Annotated in this window: 16 protein-coding genes; 6 read left to right on the plus strand and 10 right to left on the minus strand. The window is 69.2% G+C overall.

The window, feature by feature from the left end; translation table 11 throughout:
- Positions 1 to 53 precede the first annotated feature (53 nt).
- Positions 54 to 1,067, plus strand: coding sequence for an NAD(P)-dependent alcohol dehydrogenase (locus tag ACFPFQ_RS41880; protein ID WP_379628833.1), 1,014 nt, complete (start codon positions 54 to 56; stop codon positions 1,065 to 1,067).
- On the plus strand, positions 1,064 to 2,752 hold the full coding sequence (locus tag ACFPFQ_RS41885) for a thiamine pyrophosphate-binding protein (protein ID WP_379628834.1): 1,689 nt from the start codon (positions 1,064 to 1,066) through the stop codon (positions 2,750 to 2,752). Before ACFPFQ_RS41880 ends, ACFPFQ_RS41885 begins: the two co-directional genes overlap by 4 nt.
- A gap of 101 nt (positions 2,753 to 2,853) precedes the next feature.
- Here the strand turns inward: ACFPFQ_RS41885 and ACFPFQ_RS41890 are convergent, their stop codons facing one another.
- The 10 genes from ACFPFQ_RS41890 to ACFPFQ_RS41935 form a co-directional block, all read right to left on the minus strand.
- On the minus strand, positions 2,854 to 3,747 hold the full coding sequence (locus ACFPFQ_RS41890; protein ID WP_379628835.1) for an IclR family transcriptional regulator: 894 nt from the start codon (positions 3,745 to 3,747) through the stop codon (positions 2,854 to 2,856).
- 120 nt (positions 3,748 to 3,867) lie between these two features.
- Entirely contained in the window at positions 3,868 to 4,329 is a 462-nt protein-coding gene (locus tag ACFPFQ_RS41895; RefSeq protein ID WP_379628836.1) for a hypothetical protein, read from the minus strand.
- A gap of 46 nt (positions 4,330 to 4,375) precedes the next feature.
- Positions 4,376 to 5,323, minus strand: coding sequence for an aconitase family protein (locus ACFPFQ_RS41900; RefSeq protein WP_379628893.1), 948 nt, complete (start codon positions 5,321 to 5,323; stop codon positions 4,376 to 4,378).
- 3 nt (positions 5,324 to 5,326) lie between these two features.
- Positions 5,327 to 5,632: a hypothetical protein gene (locus tag ACFPFQ_RS41905; RefSeq protein WP_379628837.1), complete on the minus strand. Its 306-nt coding sequence runs from the start codon at positions 5,630 to 5,632 to the stop codon at positions 5,327 to 5,329.
- An 8-nt stretch (positions 5,633 to 5,640) separates the two neighbouring features.
- Positions 5,641 to 6,492 carry an isocitrate lyase/PEP mutase family protein gene (locus ACFPFQ_RS41910; RefSeq protein WP_379628838.1) on the minus strand — a complete coding sequence of 284 codons (852 nt, stop codon included), beginning with the start codon at positions 6,490 to 6,492 and terminating at the stop codon, positions 5,641 to 5,643.
- Between the two features lie 7 nt (positions 6,493 to 6,499).
- A complete protein-coding gene (locus tag ACFPFQ_RS41915) occupies positions 6,500 to 7,399 on the minus strand; it encodes an alpha/beta fold hydrolase (protein WP_379628839.1) in 900 nt (299 codons plus the stop codon).
- Positions 7,399 to 8,982: an ATP-binding cassette domain-containing protein gene (locus tag ACFPFQ_RS41920; RefSeq protein ID WP_379628840.1), complete on the minus strand. Its 1,584-nt coding sequence runs from the start codon at positions 8,980 to 8,982 to the stop codon at positions 7,399 to 7,401. The genes ACFPFQ_RS41915 and ACFPFQ_RS41920 overlap by 1 nt, the downstream gene beginning before the upstream one ends.
- A complete protein-coding gene (locus ACFPFQ_RS41925; protein WP_379628841.1) occupies positions 8,979 to 10,451 on the minus strand; it encodes an ATP-binding cassette domain-containing protein in 1,473 nt (490 codons plus the stop codon). The genes ACFPFQ_RS41920 and ACFPFQ_RS41925 overlap by 4 nt, the downstream gene beginning before the upstream one ends.
- The gene (locus ACFPFQ_RS41930) at positions 10,409 to 11,728 is read right to left on the minus strand and encodes an ABC transporter permease subunit (RefSeq protein ID WP_379628842.1); all 1,320 of its coding nucleotides are present in this window, start codon (positions 11,726 to 11,728) and stop codon (positions 10,409 to 10,411) included. The genes ACFPFQ_RS41925 and ACFPFQ_RS41930 overlap by 43 nt, the downstream gene beginning before the upstream one ends.
- A gap of 8 nt (positions 11,729 to 11,736) precedes the next feature.
- Positions 11,737 to 13,164, minus strand: a complete 1,428-nt coding sequence (locus ACFPFQ_RS41935) for an ABC transporter substrate-binding protein (protein ID WP_379628843.1) — start codon at positions 13,162 to 13,164, stop codon at positions 11,737 to 11,739.
- Positions 13,165 to 13,317: 153 nt separating this feature from the next.
- Here ACFPFQ_RS41935 and ACFPFQ_RS41940 point away from each other — a divergent pair, with 153 nt between their 5' ends.
- Genes ACFPFQ_RS41940 through ACFPFQ_RS41955 form a run of 4 tightly spaced genes read left to right on the plus strand, consistent with a single transcriptional unit; the run spans position 13,318 to position 17,571 of the window.
- On the plus strand, positions 13,318 to 14,256 hold the full coding sequence (locus ACFPFQ_RS41940) for a VOC family protein (RefSeq protein WP_379628844.1): 939 nt from the start codon (positions 13,318 to 13,320) through the stop codon (positions 14,254 to 14,256).
- 9 nt (positions 14,257 to 14,265) lie between these two features.
- Positions 14,266 to 15,942 carry an FAD-binding protein gene (locus ACFPFQ_RS41945; RefSeq protein WP_379628845.1) on the plus strand — a complete coding sequence of 559 codons (1,677 nt, stop codon included), beginning with the start codon at positions 14,266 to 14,268 and terminating at the stop codon, positions 15,940 to 15,942.
- Positions 15,939 to 16,589, plus strand: coding sequence for a flavin reductase family protein (locus tag ACFPFQ_RS41950; RefSeq protein ID WP_379628846.1), 651 nt, complete (start codon positions 15,939 to 15,941; stop codon positions 16,587 to 16,589). Before ACFPFQ_RS41945 ends, ACFPFQ_RS41950 begins: the two co-directional genes overlap by 4 nt.
- On the plus strand, positions 16,570 to 17,571 hold the full coding sequence (locus tag ACFPFQ_RS41955; RefSeq protein ID WP_379628847.1) for a helix-turn-helix domain-containing protein: 1,002 nt from the start codon (positions 16,570 to 16,572) through the stop codon (positions 17,569 to 17,571). Before ACFPFQ_RS41950 ends, ACFPFQ_RS41955 begins: the two co-directional genes overlap by 20 nt.
- Position 17,572 lies beyond the last annotated feature (1 nt).

Here is a 17,572-nt window from a genome sequence, read left to right on the forward strand (position 1 = left end):
GGCGTGACGTGGCGCGTCCCGCCGTCGGTCTCGCCATCCACACCGTCGGGGGCATGGTGCGGCCGTGGTCGTTCGAGCGTCGCGACCTGCGCACGCATGACGTCGCCGTTGCGATCACGTACTGCGGGGTCTGCTACAGCGACGTCGAAGCGGTCCGGGGCGTGCGCGAGCCAACGCTGCCGCTCGTGCCCGGCCACGAGTTGGTCGGCCGGGTCAGCGCCGTCGGCGATGACGTCACGAAATTCCAGGTTGGAGACTCGGTAGCGATCAGCAACTGCATCGATTCCTGCGCCGTGTGCGACGAATGCCGCGCCGGGTACCAGAACCACTGCACCGACGGTAGCCCCACACTCACGTACAACGGGGTGGATCGGTACGACGGGCGGCGCACCCAAGGCGGGTGGAGCACCGAGTATGTCGCGACAGAGGCCTGGGTCCATCGCCTTCCTGATGCACTCGATCCGGCGGCCGCTGCGCCACTGATGTGCGTAGGGACCACCTCATGGGAGGCATCGCGGCACTGGGAGATCGGGCCGGGGATGACCGTCGGGGTGGTCGGCATCGGCGGGCTCGGCCACCTCGGCGTGAAGTTCGCAAAGGCACTCGGTGCCGAGGTCGTGGCGTTCACGATCACGCCGGATCATGTGGCTGACATCAAGGCCCTTGGTGCCGATGATGTCGTCGTGTCCTCCCATCCCGACGCACTCGCAGCGCAGTCCCGACGCTTCGACTTCATCCTCGACACGGCTTCCGGTGCGCACGACCTGTCGCCGTACCTGCGGGCACTGCGGCTGCACGGCACGATGTGCCTGCTCGGTATCACCCCGGTCGTGGAGGTCGAGACGCGTTCGCTGCGGGTGGGGCGCCACAGCGTGTCCGGTTCGGGGACGGGCAGCCCGGCCCGGGTGCGGGAAATGCCCGACTTCTGCGCCGAGGAGAGCATCGCCGCCGACGTCGAAGTCTTACCGTCGGCGCAGGTGACGACGGCGTTGCAGCGGCTCGAACGCGGGGACGTACGGTACCGCCTCGTTCTGGATCTCGCCGACCTCGCGGCGGTGGGATCATGACGGGCACCGAGCGTCCCGCCACCGGTGGCCGGCTGCTCGTCGACGCACTGGTTGCACATGGCATCGACCGGGTCTTCGGCGTGCCGGGGGAGAGCTACCTCGCTGTGCTCGACGCCCTCTACGACGTTCGCGACACCATCCAGGTCGTCACCTGCCGCCAGGAGGGTGGCGCGGCGATGATGGCCGAAGCCGACGGCAAGCTCACCGGACGTCCGGGGATCTGCTTCGTCACCCGCGGGCCGGGCGCGACCAACGCCAGCGCCGGTGTACACGTCGCGGCTCAGGACTCGACGCCGATGATCCTCTTCGTCGGTCAGGTCGGTCGTTGGGACACCGAACGGGAGGCGTTCCAGGAGATCGACTACCGGCGCATGTTCTCGTCCATCGCGAAGTGGGTCGGCCAGGTCGACACCGCGGCGCGGGTGCCTGAGTACGTGGCGCGCGCCTTCGCGGTGGCGCAGTCGGGGCGCCCGGGACCCGTCGTGCTCGCCCTGCCCGAGGACATGCTGACCGACATCGTCGGCACACCCGTGAGCCTGCCGGTCGCGGCACCTGTCGAGACTTACCCGTCGCCCGAGCAGATGCGCGCACTCGGTGCTGCGCTCTCTGAAGCGCAACGTCCACTGGTCATCGTCGGCGGATCCCGCTGGGACCTCGACTCGGTCAAGGCGTTCGAGCGTTTCGTCACGTCCTGGGACCTGCCGGTCGCCGCCGCGTTCCGCCAACAGGACCGCCTGGACAACGCCCATCCCTGCTATATCGGCAGCTTCGGGGTCGGAGGTGACCCCGCGCTCCATGAGCGGGTCGCGGCCGCCGATGTCGTGATCGTCGCCGGCGCTCGGCTCGACGAACTCAGCACGAACGGGTATCGCCTGCTGAACGCTCCGGTGCCGCGCCAGCGGCTGGTGCACGTGCACGCCGGTGCAGAGGAACTCGGCAAGGTCTACGCGCCATGGCTCGCTGTCAACGCGTCACCTGTCGGGTTCGCGAGCATGCTGCATCTCGCCGAGCCACGTCAGCCAGTGTCGTGGTCGACGTGGCGGGCCGAGGGCCGCGCGGCGTTCGAGCGCTGGCAGCAGCCCCCGCCGAGCACCGAACGCCTCGATCTGGCACAGGTTGTGCGCTGGTTGTCCGCGCAGTTGCCCGCCGACGCCGTTGTCACCAACGGCGCCGGCAACTACACCGGCTGGGTGCACCGCTACCACTCTCATCGCGCGCCCGGAACGCAGTTGGCTCCGCTCAGCGGCTCGATGGGGTACGGACTTCCCGCTGCAGTCGCTGCCAAGTTGCGTCATCCGGAGCGGACCGTGGTGTGCGTCGCAGGCGACGGTGACTTCCTGATGCACGGCCAGGAACTCGCGACCGCATCCCAGTACCGCGCGAACATCATCGTGGTGGTCGTGGACAACGCGATGTACGGCACGATCCGCATGCACCAGGAACTGCACCACCCTGGCCGGGTCGTCGGGACGGAGCTGAAGAGCCCGGACTTCGCCGCGCTCGCTAGTGCCTTCGATGCTCACGCGGAGCGGGTGGAGACCACCGAGCAGTTCCCGGGAGCCTTCGAACGCAGCGTTGCGGCGGGTCGCCCAGCGCTGCTGCACCTGCCCGTCTCGCCTGAGGCGCTGTCGCACACCCGGACGTTGAGCCAGGTCCGGGCCGCGGGCCACCGGGCGGCCCGCTGAGTGACGGCCACGATCACGAGTGCGGACCCGGAGGGAAGGCTGCGGCGTTGAGCCACTGGGCCCGTCGCCAAGACGGGGGCGTCTTCGTACGGCCGCGCAAGCTACACCCGCGACGTCGCTGTCACGCTCGCCGGCGGGATCGCACACCGGTAGCCGTGGTGCCGCGAGATGCCCAGCGCGGCGGCGCGCACAGCTGCGGCGAACTCCTGGGCGTGGAACTTCGCGCGCGGCGCGGTGATCGAGATCGCCGCGATGCTCTCGCCGTTGGCGTCCAGCACCGGTGCGGCGACACAGCGCACGCCGACAGTGCCTTCCTCACGGTCGAAGGCGACTCCGACCCTGGCGATCTCGACCAGTTGCCTGCGCAGCAGGTCCGGCGAGGTGATGGTGTTGCCGGTGGCAGCGGGCAGGCCGGTCGCGATCACGCGCTCGACGGTGCGCTCAGGGGCGAACGCGAGGATCGCCTTGCCGAGCGAGCACTGATGAGCCGCGATGCGTACGCCGACCTGCGAGGGCGAAGTGGCCGGCTCATGGCCGGCGAGCTTCGCCGCGCACACGACGTCGGTGCCGTCGAGCACCCCGAGGTGGATCGTCTGGCGTGTGCTGGTGTACAGGTCGGCCATGTACGGAGTCGCCTCACGCCGCAACCGCGTCTGAGTCGGGACCAGACCACCGAGTTCGAACAGACGCATGCCGAGCTGCAGGCCGGAGTTCGTCCGAACAAGTGCCCCCCAGTCCACGAGCGTGCAGGAGATCCGGTGGACCGTTGAGCGCGGCAGTCGCGTGCTGGCACTGAGGTAGCTGATGGTTGCTCCGGCCTGCGACGCGGCGACGGCGTTGAGGATGAGGAACGCTTTGCCGACCAACGACGTCTCGTCGTGCGCACCATCGCCCCCGGGCACGTCGTCCGCGCCGGAATAGTCAACAGCAGAGCCGTCCTGCGGGGAATCGTTGTCGGGGCCAGCTGCGAGCGTCCCGTCCGTGGTGCGCAACATTGCTGCTCCTTCCCGGTGCCGGCCGTCCACCCCCGACCGACGTAAGTCCGCGTCCAGAAAACGGCGGACAGGGTCTCAGTGTCGCACGTGGATGTAGCATTCCCTACAGGTGGGCATTCCTCAGCCCTTCCTACTCGCAAGCCGGGCCAGCGTCGACGCCTCGAGCCCGCCGGCCTCGAGAATGTCGAGAACCACCTCAGCGACCGGTGCCAACTGCCGTGCTTCGCCAGTGCCGAGATTCTCGACGGCGCCGGTGCGCAGGTCGACCCGCAGCTCGTCGCCGTTCTCGACGAGCTCGGCGAGAACGGCACCGTAGGTCCATGCCGGGAAGCCCTCGTTGATCGCCGTGCGCTGGAATGTGGCGTTGAAACTGGCTGCGAACACCGCGGCGACGCCGCGTCGCTGCAGCGCCTTTATCGCCTGCAGGTGGTAGTGCGCGTGGCCGCGTCCGAAGGACGTCCCGGCCACCAGCAGGTCATCGGCGCCAATGTCGGCGGCGAACCCCACCCCGGACTCCTCGAACAGGTGTTCTTCGGCCGCCGCCCAGTCCGCGGTCCGTCGGAAGTCGAACCGGTTCGGCACGATCTGGTGGCAGCTGAACCCGTCGCCGAGCTTCCAAGCCCGGCCCCTAAGCGACTGCATCGCCAGACCTCCACAGGTAAGGCTCGGGGTCGGTGATCCTGCCGGCGATCGCCGACGCCGCCACCACCGCCGGGTCGCTGATGTAGATGTCGGCGGCGTCGCTGCCCATGCGTCCCCGGTTGTTCTCGACCGACGTCGTGATGCACCGCTCGCCTGCCTCGAGCAGCAGCGGCGACTGATTACCCGCGAAGCACGCCCCGCACCCGGGAACGGTCACGGTGACGCCCGCCGCTAGCATCGCCTCGAGGTAACCCCGCCGGGCCGCCTCTGCGGCCACCAGCGACGAGATCGGGGTGACCACGAAGCGCACGGACGGATGCACCGTCCGACCCGTGACGATCTGCGCGACGAGCGCGAGATCTTCGATGCGAGCAGCGGAGCACGATCCCACGTACGCGGCGGTGATCCCCAGCCCGTCGAGTTCGGCGACCGGGCGGGCAGCCGCGGTGTTGTCCGGCCCCCGCACCTGGCGTCGCACGTCGCCGAGATCGACGACGATCTGATCCGCGTAGTGGGCGTCGGGAGTTGCAGCGACGGGGTTGTAGCTGTACTTCGCGCGACCGGCGACGTGGTCGAGAAGGAGGCGATCCGGTGGGAAGATCATCGTGAGGGCGCCGATGTTGTTGGCGACATTCGCGATGCCGAGCCGGGTGTCGATCGACAGGTGCTCCACGGCCGGGCCGCTGAACTCGACGATGGTGCCCTCGGCGACGCCGGCGAGCACCTGCTGGAGGTGCTCGCTGACGTCCTTGGCGACGAAGCCTGGCGGCATCGTCCCCTCGAGGCGCACCGACACGCATTCCGGGACGATCAACCAGACGTCGCCGGTGGCGAGCGTGTTGTGTGTGCTCTCGTTGGTGGCGATCGCGAAACAGTTCATGGCGCCCATCGTCGCGGCCTGCGTGTCGCCGCCGGCGAAGATGGCGCCCGGCAGCGCTCAGCCGTGCTCGGCGGGGATCTGGTGCGAGATGCCGTGGCGACCGATGCCGAAGAAGTTCTCCGGCGGGATGCCCTGCGCGTCGACGAACGCGCGCTTCTCCTGGTGCAGCGCGGACATGCGGACGCGGTCCAGGTGGTCGAAGGTCATGATGATCCGGGTCGGGTCCCAGACCGCGTGCTCTCCCTCCGCGAGGAAGCCGAGGGGAGTGCCGTCGGTCATGCACACGACGTCGACCGGCACCCGCACGGCAGCACCGGGCGCCACCTCCCTGCCGCAGTGCCGGGCAAGGATCTGCCCCGCCATCGTCCCCTTCACGGCAGGTACCGCCGCCACGCTCGGGCATCGACGGTCTCGTCGATCTTGGCGCGGACCTCCTGCCAGGACGCGAGCGAACTGTCCGTGCGCTCATTCTTGAGCTCGACCAACATGCCGCGGATGGCCTCGTAGGCGACGCGGAAGGCGCTGCTGGAGTGCACCACGATCTTCGCTCCGTCGCGTTCGGAGGTGTCGAGCTGGTTCGGTGCGGCGTGATCGGGGATGAAGGTGTTCAGCAGCGGACGGTCGATCGCCGTTGCGACCCGCGCGACGTCGGACGGGTGCAGGTTGGCCGCGAACACCAGGTCGGCACCGGCGTCGGCGTACGCGCCGAGCCGGTCGATCGCCTCGTCGAGGGTGCCCCCGGCCGACAGCGCGTCGGTCCGGCCGATCACCAGCAGGTCGTCGTCGGAACGGGCGTCTACGGCGGCCGCGATGTTCGCGACGGCGGTTCGGAGCGGGCGCAGCCGTTCAGCGGTCCCGAGGTGCTTTCCGCCGCCGAGATCGAGATCCTCGAGGTGGAAGGCCGCGACGCCGGCCCTTTCGAGCAGACGGACGTGGCGGCGGATTAGCAGCGGCGTGCCGCCCCCGTCATCGAGATCAGCGATGACCGGCAGGTCGACGGCGTCGGCGATCGCCCCGGCGTGCGCGACGAGCTCGGGAATGGCCACCAGGCCGGTGTCGGGCAGGCCGTAGGCCACTGACGCGATGCCGTACCCACCCACATACACGGCCTCGAAGCCGAGCTGTTCGATCAGCTTCGCGGTGAGCACGTCCGCGGCACCAGGCGCGACGACCATGCCGGGCTCCCCGATGCGCGCTCGGAACTTCCCTCGCACGGCCAACATGCCGGTCTCAACCTCCGATCGTGTACGGAGCCGTAGCCGGGCCGGCTGCTGGTCGAGTGAGGAATTCCAGCACCACCCGTTCGAAGTCGTCCTTGCGCTCGATCATGGCCCAGTGTCCGCACCGGGCGAAGACGTGCAGCTCGGCGTCGGGGATGAGCCGGGTCGGCAGGATCGCGTTGTCCAACGGTAGGACGCGGTCATCGCGCCCCCACGTGATCAGCGTTGGTGCGGTGATCCGGCTGCTCTGCGCCCAGAGCGGCGTCGGTGGGTTCGCCGGCTTGCGGCGGTAGAGGGCGTCGTATGTCCGTCTGCTCCAGTCGATGGCGCCGGGCCGCTGCGACTGTTCCCACCTCCGCTCGATGAGCTCGTCGGTGAGGATGGCGCGGTCGAACACCATCGTCTCGAGCCACGCCATCAGTGCGGCGCGGGTGGGGTTGTCGTTGAAGTCCATCAGGCGCTTGATGCCCTCGCTCGGCGCGGGGGAGAAGACGCTGAGCCCCACACCACCGGGGCCCATGAGCACCAGCCGCCCCACCCGCTCGGGCGCGAACAGGGCCAGCTGTGCGGCGACGCCGGCGCCCATCGAGTTGCCCAGGAAGTGCGCCTGCCGGACACCGAGCTCGTCCAGCAGTCCGAGGACGGCGGGCGCGGCCAGCGCCGGGTAGGGGCGGTCGAGCTCGTCGGGGATGTAGCTGCCGCCGTAGCCGGGCATGTCGATGACCAGGCACCGGAACCGCGGCCCGAAGATCGTCAGGTTGTCGGCGAAGTTCGTCCAACCGCTGACGCCGGGGCCGGACCCGTGCAGCAGGACCAGCGGCGGACCGGATCCGTAGTCGTGGAAGTGCAGTCCCGCCGCCGACGTGCGGCTGGTCTGGTCGAACGTCGGCCTCTGCTCAACTGCAGTCATCAGATCAGCGCCTCGTCGAGGGGACGGTTCATGACGTGGTTGGCGAAGCTGGCCATCGTCGGGCCGGGCACGTTGATCGCGTGGACCAGGCCGGCGTGCGCGTCGCGCCACAAGCGCTGCAGCGGGTTGTTCTCGGTGCGCAGCGCACCTGCTCCGGAGCGGGCGAACAGCTCGTCGACCGCCTGGACCGCGCGCCAGCTGCTGCGCACCTGGTCGCGACGTGAGCGGACGCGCAGCTCCATCGGGAGTTGCTGGCCGGCGGCGATGAGCGCGCCGACCTCGGCGAGATTGGCGAACAGCTGCGCTCGGCTGGCGGCGATCTCGGCCGACGCGTGCCCGATGGCGGCGTTGGAGTGCGGGTCGTCGGCGTAGGGCTTGCCGCCGCGCGGCTGCGCACGCTCGCGCTGGCGGGCCAGCACACAGTCGAGCACGCCCTCGGCGATGCCGATGATCGAGGCGGTGATCGCGTTGGGGAACACCGACGAGAACGGGAACCGGAACGTGGGCGGAAGGTGCTCGCGCCCACTCGGGTCGACCACGTCCGCGCTGTCCATCACCCGGTACGCCGGGACGAACGCGTCCTGCACCACGATGTCGTTGCTCCCGGTGCCGCTCAGCCCGACCACGTGCCAGGTGTCCTGGACGACCTGGTAGTCCGTACGCGGCAGCAGCATGTGCAGGATCACCGGGGGATCGACGCGCTTGCCATCGGCGTCACCGAGGAACGCACCGAGGAAGATCCAGTCGCAGTGATCGCTGCCCGAGGAGAACTGCCACCGCCCGTTCAGTACGTAACCGCTGTCGACCTGTCGGGCGAGCCCGCCCGGCATGTAGGTCGAGCTGATCCAGGTGTCGGGGTCTTCGCCCCACACCTCCTGTTGTGCCTTGTCCGGCATCAGGCCGAGCTCCCACGGATGCACCCCGACGATGCCGCTGACCCATCCCGAGGCGCCACAGCAGGACGCGATCTCCATGACTGCTTGGAAGAACACCTGCGGGTCGGCCTCGTAGCCGCCGTAGCGACGAGGTTGCAGCAGCCGGATGACACCGGTGTCCATGAGGTCCTTCGCCGTCGCGTCCGGCAGCCGGCGCAGGCGCTCGGCATCGTCGGCTTGGCGTCTCAGCGTGTCCTTGATCGCTGCGATCCGTTCGAGGACCACGTGCTGCTCAGTCATTGGTTCTCCTCCGCGACGTGCTTTGGTCAGGATGGTCGAGCCGGGACACGGGCCCGGCCGCGTCGTTCCGATCACCGGGACGGTGTCGACAACGTGGTAGCCGCCGAGGCGTCGGCGGATCCGCCGAAGTACGCCTCGACCCTCGGGCACCATGCACAGGCCGAGCCGTGCCCGCTCGTGCGGCGCGGCGCCGGTGACTTCGGTGCCTGCAAGCATGACGCTGCCGACACTGGGCCGCAGCAACCCCGAGGCGACGCGCATCAGCGTCGTCTTGCCGGCCCCGTTCGGGCCGAGCAGCGCGCCGATCGAACCGTTCGGCAGTTCGACCGTGAGATCCCGGAGCATCGTGGCCTTGCCGTACCCGGCCCGCAGCTCGCGCAGCTCCAGCGCGTTCGCGGCGGCGGTCATGACACGCCCCCGGCGACCGGGTCGGCGGAGTACCGCGCAGCTGCGGTGCCCGGTCCGGCGGTGGTCGCGACGTCGACGGCGGCGTCGCCGAGATACGCGGACCGCACGGTGGACGAGGCGAGGATCTCGGCCGGTGGGCCCTCGGCGATCAGACAGCCGAAGTCGAGCACATAGAGGTAGGAGCACAGCCGGCTGACGAGTGAGATGTCGTGCTCCACCAGTAGCACCGCGACCTCGCGCTCTCGGACGACCCGTTCGATGACGTCGCCGAAACGGCCTGACTCGACGCGGTCCAACCCGGCTGACGGCTCGTCGAGCAGCAGTACGTGGAACGGTCCGGCCAGGCAGCGGGCCAGTTCCACCAACCGGCGCTGACCGGTGGACAGTGACCCGACGACGCTGTCAGCGATCTCGCCGAGGTCGCACAGCTCGATCGCGTCGGCGGCAGCGGCGGCGATGTGGGCCTGGTCGGACTGCGCGCTCCACACGTGACGCAGCGGGTTGTTCCCCGCGATGGCTCCCTCGGCGCCGAGGGCGACGTTCTCGCGCACCGTCCGGGATTCGAACAGTGCCATCTGCTGGAATGTACGACCGAGTCCCCGGCGCGCCCGCGGGCCCAGGCCGCTGCGCCCGAGATCGCGGCCGTCGAGCAGCACCCGCCCCGACGACGGCCGGACCAACCCGCAGCATGCGTTGAAGGTCGTCGTCTTGCCGGCGCCGTTGGGTCCGATCAGCCCAGTGACGCGATTCGCCGGGACGCTGAGCGAGACGCCCTCGACGGCCTTGAGGCCGCCGAAGCGGACGCGCACGTCGATGACCTCGACCGGGGCGGCGTTGCCCTGGATGCCGGGGCGCCTGGGGGAGGGTGGTCGCGCCGCCACTGCCGGAGGCGCCGAGCCGATCGGGCTGCGGCGGGCGTGCTGCATGCGTGCCACCCATTTCGGCGCGCCGGCCTGTCCACCGTGTGCAGCGGCGAACGCGTAGGTCACTGCTCCCAAACCGAACAACAGCGTGAGGTAGTTCGCGGTGTCCGGGTCGCTCAGGTAGGAGGGGACGAGACCGATGCCGGCGGCGGCGAGGACCGCGTACCACGGCGCCCCGCCCGGGTTGATCACGACCAGTACGAAGAAGGTGAGCGACAGCAACGGCCCGTACGACGACGCGGTCACGACCTGCTGGCCCACGCCGCCGAGTACGCCGGCGAACGCGGCGAGGAACGCCGACAGGCAGAACACCAGCACCCGGGCGACGTTCACCGAGACCCCGGTCGACTCCAGGCCGCGGGCGCTGTCGTTGAGCGCCCCGAGCAGCCGGCCGAGGCGGCTGCGGGTGACCACGGTGACGAGCAGGGCCACGACCACCACGAGTCCGAGCACCAGGTAGAAGTAGCCCTCGTCCGTGGCCAGCCAGCCGTCGCCCGGACGGTTCAGGTGGATCGTGGCGCCCGCGTTGCCGAACAGGAAGGGCAACGGAACAAATAGGTCACGACGATGGCGAAGCCGAAAGTCGCGAGCGCGAGGTAGAGCCCCGAGAGCCGGATCGCCGGGATCGCGAGCAACGCACCGACCGGTACCGCCACCGCCGAGGCGAGCACGAGCGTGACTCCCCACGGCAGGTCGAAGTGCTCGGAGAGTTGCGCGAACGCGCACGCCCCGATCGCCATGAACGTGACGTGCCCCAGCGAGACCTGGCCGGAGAGCCGTGTCAGCACCCCCAGCGACAGGAACAACACGACATAGGCCAAGGTCGACGTGTAGTCGCCCAGGTGGAAACCCGCGTAGATCGGGGCCAGCGCGACGGCCGCGATGAGCGCGAGACCCCCGGCGGTCTGGACCGGGCCGGGCACGCGCCAAGCCGGTGCGTGGGGCGGGGCGAGCAGCGCCCGGTGGCCGAGCACCCGCTTCGGTGAGAGCAACAGGACGAGGAACAAGGTGATGAACGGCAGCGCGCTGGGCAAGCCGCTGAGCAGCCCGTCCGGGAAGTACTTCGTCGACAGCGCCGAAGCAACACCGATCACCAGGCCGCCGAGATAGGTGCGGGGCAGGCTGGTGAACGATCCGACGGCGGCAGCTCCGAAGGCCTGGACGACGAGCAGCGTGAGGGTCGTACTGTCCAGCTGGACCAGCGGCGCGATCGCGACACCGGACGCCGCGGCGAAGGTCGCTCCGATGCTCCAGCCCCACCGCCTGACCCGAGCCGGGCTGCGTCCCGCGAGGTCGAGCAGCCCGGGATCGTCGACGACCGCCCGCATGGCGAGTCCGGTCCGGGTGAAGTTGAACAGCAGGAACAGGCCGATGCTCGCCAGCAGCACGACTCCCACGACGATCAGCTGCGCGGTCGTGACGACGGTCGAGCCGATGTTGATGCCGTTATCGGGCAGGAACTGGGGGACGGTCCGGATCTGCTCCGTTCCGAAGATCAGCGTCACGGCGGCATCGACGACGAGCACGACGCCCACGGTCGTGGTGACCTGGACGGCGAGCGGTGAGCTCGGCAGCGTGCGAGTGAGCACCTCGAGCAGGTAGCCCATCGCCGGGCCGGCGACGAGGATCGCTGCCGCGGCCGCCAGCGGCCAGGAGATATGGAGGATGACGTTGAGCGTGTAGAAGACGAACGCGGCAACCGTGGCGAGCGCGCCGTGCGCGAAGTTGAACACACCGGAGGTCTTGTTGGTCAGGACGAGCCCGACACCGGCCAGGCTGTAGATCGAGCCGAGCACGATTCCGACGACGATGTAGGAAAGCATCAGGCCGGCTATTTCTGCTGAGCCAGGCGGTTCACCAACGCTTGCGGCGCGCACACCTGCAACTGGTCGCCCGGTGCCCACGCGCCGTTCTTGATCTCGTCGACGTACGCGCAGTTGACGACGGTCGGCTGACCCGTCTGGTAGTTCAGCGGTGCCGTCAGTCCGTCGAGGGTGAAATCGGGTGGCAGGGCGTAGCGGCCCTCGAGAATCGACGCGGACGTGACCTCGTCGGAGTGGGATGCCTCGACCGCGGCTTCGAACAGCTTTCCGTGGATGTAGGCGGCGGAGAAGAAGGGCGAGACCTTGCCGCGGACGGTGGGCGCGTACTTCGCCACGAAAGCCTGGAAGGCGCGTCCGGAATCGGTTTTCTCCGCGATCGCGTCGATGAACAGTGGGTAGCTGTCATCGACGTTCTTCAGGCCTTGAGCCGCGTCGCTCGTCAGCACGTCGGCGGTGACGTTACCGCCGCCGGAGACGAAGCCGAGCTGCATGCCGAGCTTTCGGCACTGCTCGGCCACCGCCCGTACCGGTACCTTGATGATCATCGCGTTCGCACCCGCGTCCTTGGCCGCCTGGCACTGCGGGACATAGCTGGGTGCCGTGGACGATGCGGTCTGGTTGATGACCAGATCGACGCCGGCGTCGGTCACGACCTTGTTCTGCAATGCGCTCAGTGCGGCGCAGTTGGGGCTCTCGGCGCAGACGTAGGACGCGACCTTGGGGCCGAAGGACTTCGCGACCTCGATCTCGGCGTAGGTCTGCGTGATGTAGCTGGCGCCGGTGGGGAAGAACATCGCGGATTCGGAGAACGGTGGCGTCAGTGCGAAGCCGCCGAGCACCGGGATCTGCTTCTGCTCGACGTACTGTGCCCATGCCGGGGTCGACACGCTGTTGTCGGACACGATCGCGATGACGTGGTCCCGCTCGACCAGCTGCTTGACCTTGGCCAGCGCGGACGTCGCGTTGCCGGCGTCGTCCTCGACCAGGAGCTTGACCTTCTTGCCGTTGATGCCGCCCGCGTCGTTGACCGCCTGCGCCCACGCCTGGATGCCGTCAGGGGCAGGGCCGATCGTCGCTGCCGTGCGGCCGGTGTAGCTGCCGATCGCGCCGATCACGATCTCGCCCGAGGCGCCGGGCGCGCTCGAGCTGCACCCGCCAACGCCAGCGCCGCTGCTACCGCGGCGCCGACGAGTCGGCTTCTTGTCGTCATCATCGGTCTCCTTGTGTCGAGCACACCCGCGTGATCGGCTCTTGACACGGCCGATCCGGACATCGGCGCGGATGCCGGGGTCATGGGGGGCCGGACCATAACCGGCGCGGATGGGGCGCATTTCCGTTGTCGTCCCGGCCAACGGGACGTAGCCGCCCAGGCCATGATCACGCCGAGAAAGGCCGTGGAGTCCACCATCAGGCGCGTGCCCGGCCGGGTCGTCCACCTGAATCGCACCGGCGCCACCGCGGTGGCGCCGGCGCTCACCTTGAACGATCGGTTTCCCGTGCCGCGACCCAGTCAGTGGGACGGGCCGGTTGGCCCCCGTCCGAGCCCGGCTTAACGTGCTCGGCAGTTCCTCTGCGAAAGGGCGGTTCCCGTGCTTGTACGGTCACTCGGTTACTTGCGCTGGCGCAGCCCGGATGTCGCGGCCTGGGCGACATTCGCGACGCAGACGCTGGGCATGATGCACGCTCGAACCGACGTGGACGGCAGCCAGTATTTCCGCATGGACGACGAGCCTTACCGGCTTGCGGTCGTGCCCCGTGCCGATGCCGGCATCGACGCACTGGGCTTCCGCGTCGACGACTCCTCGAAGCTCGACGAGATCACCGTCATGCTCGACCGTTTCAACATCGCCTGGTCCTGCGGCACGGACACCGAGTGTGCTGAACGCCGTGTAGGTGAGTTCGTCCGGACCACCGACCCGGCCGGGGTGGCCATCGAGTTCTACTCGACGCCGATCACCGACCACACGCGGCTGGTGACCCCATACGTCGATGGTTTCGTCGCCGGCGCGCTCGGGTTCGGACACGTAGTACTGACCACCTCCGACATGGCCGCCTCGGCCACGTTCTACCGCGACATCCTCGGCTTCCAGCTGCGCAACACCGCGACGCTGGGTAGCCCCAACGGAGTGCCGGCACGCACCGTGCAGTTCTACGGATGCAACCCACGGCATCACAGCGTCGCGCTGGTCGAGTTCAAGGACCCGGGCAAGCTGCGGCACTTCATGGTGGAGATGACGACCCTCGACGACGTCGGGTCCACCATCGACCGTTGTCAGGACAACGGCGTGACGATTCGCGAGACGCTCGGCAGGCACACGAACGACCTCATGGCCTCGTTCTACGTGGCCGCGCCGGACGGCACGAACGTCGAGATCGGATTCGGAGCCCAACAGGTCGACTCGAGCACCTGGTCCGTGCACGAGGTGACCGCGCCGAGCCTGTGGGGGCACCGTCCGGTTCCCGCTGCGCCGCCCGTCCTCGACGGCGTCACCGAGCCGCAGCCTCTTGCCACGACGACCCGGAGCTAGCGAACCACTATGACGGACGACGACATCTGGGATCTCGCGGCCGACGTCGTGGTGGTCGGCTCAGGCGCCGCCGGCTTCGCCGCCGGCTTCGCCGCCCGGCACGAGGGTGCCTCGGTCCTGATCGTGGAGAAGGCCGCCTTCCTCGGCGGCACCACCGCGAAGTCCGGTGCGTACTTCTGGCTGCCGAACAACCACCTGCTGCGCGATCGGGGCCTGGTCGACGACCGGGATCAGGCGCTGCGACTGCTGGCCCGGCTGTCCTACCCGCAGTCCTACGCACCTGCCGACGAACGGCTTGGCCTGACCCGGCTGGAGTACGACCTGCTGGCCGCCTTCTTCGACAACGCGGGACCGGCGCTGCAGGCGATGACCGATTGCGGGGCCTTCAAACCCAACCTCGACATGACCATGCCGGACTACTGCGCCGACCTGCCCGAGGACACCGTCCCGCACGGTCGGCACGTCTTCCCGGACGGCTGGACCTCGCAACAGGAGATCATCGCCGGCCGTGGAATCGCTGACGGCAGCACCCGCGGCGAGTTCATGATCGCAGAGTTCGAGCGCCAGGCCCGGCTGCTGGACATCGACATCCGCACCGAGCACGAGGCCGTCAGGCTGATCACCGACGACTCCAGCGAGGCCGGCATGACCGTCGTCGGACTCGAGTTGCACCACCGCACCCGCACCGTGCTGGCGCGGGCGCGCAAGGCGGTGGTGTTCGCGTCCGGCGGGTTCGCGCACAACCCGGACATGCGACGCCAGTTCCTGCGCGGTCCCGTCTTCGGTGGTTGCGCGGCCGAGTCGGCGACCGGGGACTTCGTCACGATCGCCGGTGAGGTCGGCGCGCAGCTGGGCAACATGAGCAACGCGTGGTGGTCGCAGACCCCGCTCGAGATGGTGTTCGCCCACCCGTCGACCGTGCGGGACGTGTTCATGCCCTTCGGCGACAGCATGGTGCTGGTCAACCGCTTCGGCAAGCGTGTCGTCAACGAGAAGATGGTCTACAACGAGCGGTCGCAGGTGCATTTCGGGTGGGACGCGACGCACCGCGAGTACGCGAACCTGCTGCTGTTCCAGGTTTACGACAACGCGGTCGCCAACAACGACTTCGACTTTCCGTACCGGGTGCCGGTGCCCTTGCCCGGCGACTCGGTGGGATACGTGCTTTCCGGTGACACCCTCGAGGAACTCGCCGACGCGCTGGACGCCAGGCTGGCCGAGCTGGCCGACCGCACTGGTGGCGTCCGGCTCGACGACGGTTTCGCCGAGCAGTTGCGGGCGACGCTCGCGCGTTTCGACACCTTCGCCGCGTCCGGTGTGGACGTCGACTTCGGCCGTGGTGAGTCGCCGATCCAACAGGCGTGGAACGGGCCGCCGCGCCACGAGAGCATGACGAACCCGACCATGCACCCGTTCGCGGCCACCGGTCCCTACCACGCGATCGTCCTGGGCCCCGGGATGCTCGACACCAAGGGCGGCCCGCGCATCGATGCGCAGGGCCGCGTCCTCGGTGTGCGCGGCGACCCGATCCGCGGTCTGTACGGGGCGGGGAACTGCATCGCCTCGCCTGCCGCGCAGGCGTACTGGTCGGCGGGCGCCACGCTCGGCGTCGCGCTCACGTTCGGCCACATCGCCGGCCGCGGCGCAGCGTCGGAACCGGTCAAGGAATTCGGAGGTGAGTCATGACTCTCGTGCCCGACCGAACCTCGATGGTGCCCCCGGGCCCAGCAGCGATCAGCGGGGACGACTACCGCGACGTGCTCGGCCGGTTCGCCAGCGGTCCGGTCATCATCGCGGCCGACACCGAGTCGGGGCCCGTCGGTTTCACCTGCCAGTCGTTCTTCTCCGTGTCGCTCGATCCGCCGCTCGTCGCGATCTCGGTTCGGCGGGGTTCCACGACGTGGGAGCAGATCAAGACCGTGGGCCGGCTGTCGGTGAGCGTCCTCTCCGATGAGCAGCACGATCTTGCCCAGCGGTTCGGACGTGCGACCGCTGACAAGCTCGCCGGGGTGGGGTGGACGCCAGGTACTGGGGGACCGCAGCTCGACGGCGCGCTCGCCCACCTCTCCTGCACCGTCGAGAGCGTCAACGATGCCGGTGACCACTACGTGGTCATCGGGCGGGTGACCGACCTCGACGCCCGCCACGGTCACCCGCTGCTGTTCTTCCGTGGCAGGTTCGGCCGCTTTCACCCCCGGCCCACGTCCGATCCGACCGTCGACGCATCCGGTGAGCGCGAGGGGGGTCATACCGGCTGGGGCTCCGCGGCGGTCACCCGGCGGGGGGTGAACCGGGCACCGGCCGAGGTGTGTGGTGCTGTTGTCCCAGCATAGCGACCTGCATGGGACTACGAGTCCTACCTTCGATCCTGCCCGCGGTGCGACGATCATCGGCATGCCCGACGAACGACCCTACGCCCGGGAGCTGGGAGACTTCCTCCGTTCCCGGCGGAGCCGGCTGCGCCCACAGGACGTCGGGCTCGAGCCCGGAGGCCGGCGAAAGGTGCCTGGCTTGCGCCGCGAAGAGCTCGCCTTGCTGGCCGGGCTGAGTACCGATTACTACCAGCGCATGGAGCAGGGCCGCGACGTGCGGCCGTCGGACGACATCCTGGACGCCCTCGCCGGCGCCTTGAACCTGGACGAGGAGGAGCGGGGGCACCTGTTCACCCTTGCCCACGCGGCCCGCCGGTCACCTGCCGGCCGCCGGCACAGCGCCCCGGAACGGGTACCGCCGAGCACCCGGCACCTGCTGCAGACCATGGGGACGCCGGCACTGGTCATCGGCCGGCACCTCGACGTGCTCGCCTGGAACCCGCTCGCCGCTGCTCTGCTCGGCGACCCGAACAACATCCCCGTCGCCCAGCGCAACCTGCTCCTCGCACTGTTCCTGGATCCGGAGGCCCGGCTGCGCTGTGCGAACTGGGAGGGGTTCGCGGTGCAGTACATCGGCATGTTGCGCGCCGCTGTCGCCGATGATCCGATGCATCCACGAGCCACGGCGATCGTGGGCGAACTGAGCATCCGCAGCGCGGAGTTCCGGCGGCTCTGGGCGCGCCATGACGTGCGTTCGTCGATCCACGGAACCAAGACGTTCCGGCACCCGGAGGTTGGCGAGATCACGCTGACCTGGGACACCTACGCCCTGCCGGGTGGCCCCGGGCCCATGCTCCTCGTGTACACCGCGGCACCGGGTAGTGCGGACGCTGAACGCATCCAGCTCCTCGCATCGCTTCATGCCACTCGAACTCAGAAGGCCGGTGACGGGCGCCCGTCCCATGCGATGGCGCGCGAGGTCGATGGCCGAGGTCCGAGGTGAC

This window comes from Pseudonocardia sp. GCM10023141 (assembly GCF_042653605.1).

Coding starts and splice junctions, on each gene's coding strand:
- ACFPFQ_RS41915 (WP_379628839.1), bottom strand. CDS start 7,399: ATGACTGCAGTTGAGCAGAGGCCGACGTTCGACCAGACCAGCCGCACG.
- ACFPFQ_RS41890 (WP_379628835.1), bottom strand. CDS start 3,747: ATGTTGCGCACCACGGACGGGACGCTCGCAGCTGGCCCCGACAACGAT.
- ACFPFQ_RS41885 (WP_379628834.1), top strand. CDS start 1,064: ATGACGGGCACCGAGCGTCCCGCCACCGGTGGCCGGCTGCTCGTCGAC.
- ACFPFQ_RS41930 (WP_379628842.1), bottom strand. CDS start 11,728: ATGCTTTCCTACATCGTCGTCGGAATCGTGCTCGGCTCGATCTACAGC.
- ACFPFQ_RS41945 (WP_379628845.1), top strand. CDS start 14,266: ATGACGGACGACGACATCTGGGATCTCGCGGCCGACGTCGTGGTGGTC.
- ACFPFQ_RS41910 (WP_379628838.1), bottom strand. CDS start 6,492: ATGTTGGCCGTGCGAGGGAAGTTCCGAGCGCGCATCGGGGAGCCCGGC.
- ACFPFQ_RS41880 (WP_379628833.1), top strand. CDS start 54: ATGGTGCGGCCGTGGTCGTTCGAGCGTCGCGACCTGCGCACGCATGAC.
- ACFPFQ_RS41920 (WP_379628840.1), bottom strand. CDS start 8,982: ATGACCGCCGCCGCGAACGCGCTGGAGCTGCGCGAGCTGCGGGCCGGG.
- ACFPFQ_RS41905 (WP_379628837.1), bottom strand. CDS start 5,632: ATGGCGGGGCAGATCCTTGCCCGGCACTGCGGCAGGGAGGTGGCGCCC.
- ACFPFQ_RS41950 (WP_379628846.1), top strand. CDS start 15,939: ATGACTCTCGTGCCCGACCGAACCTCGATGGTGCCCCCGGGCCCAGCA.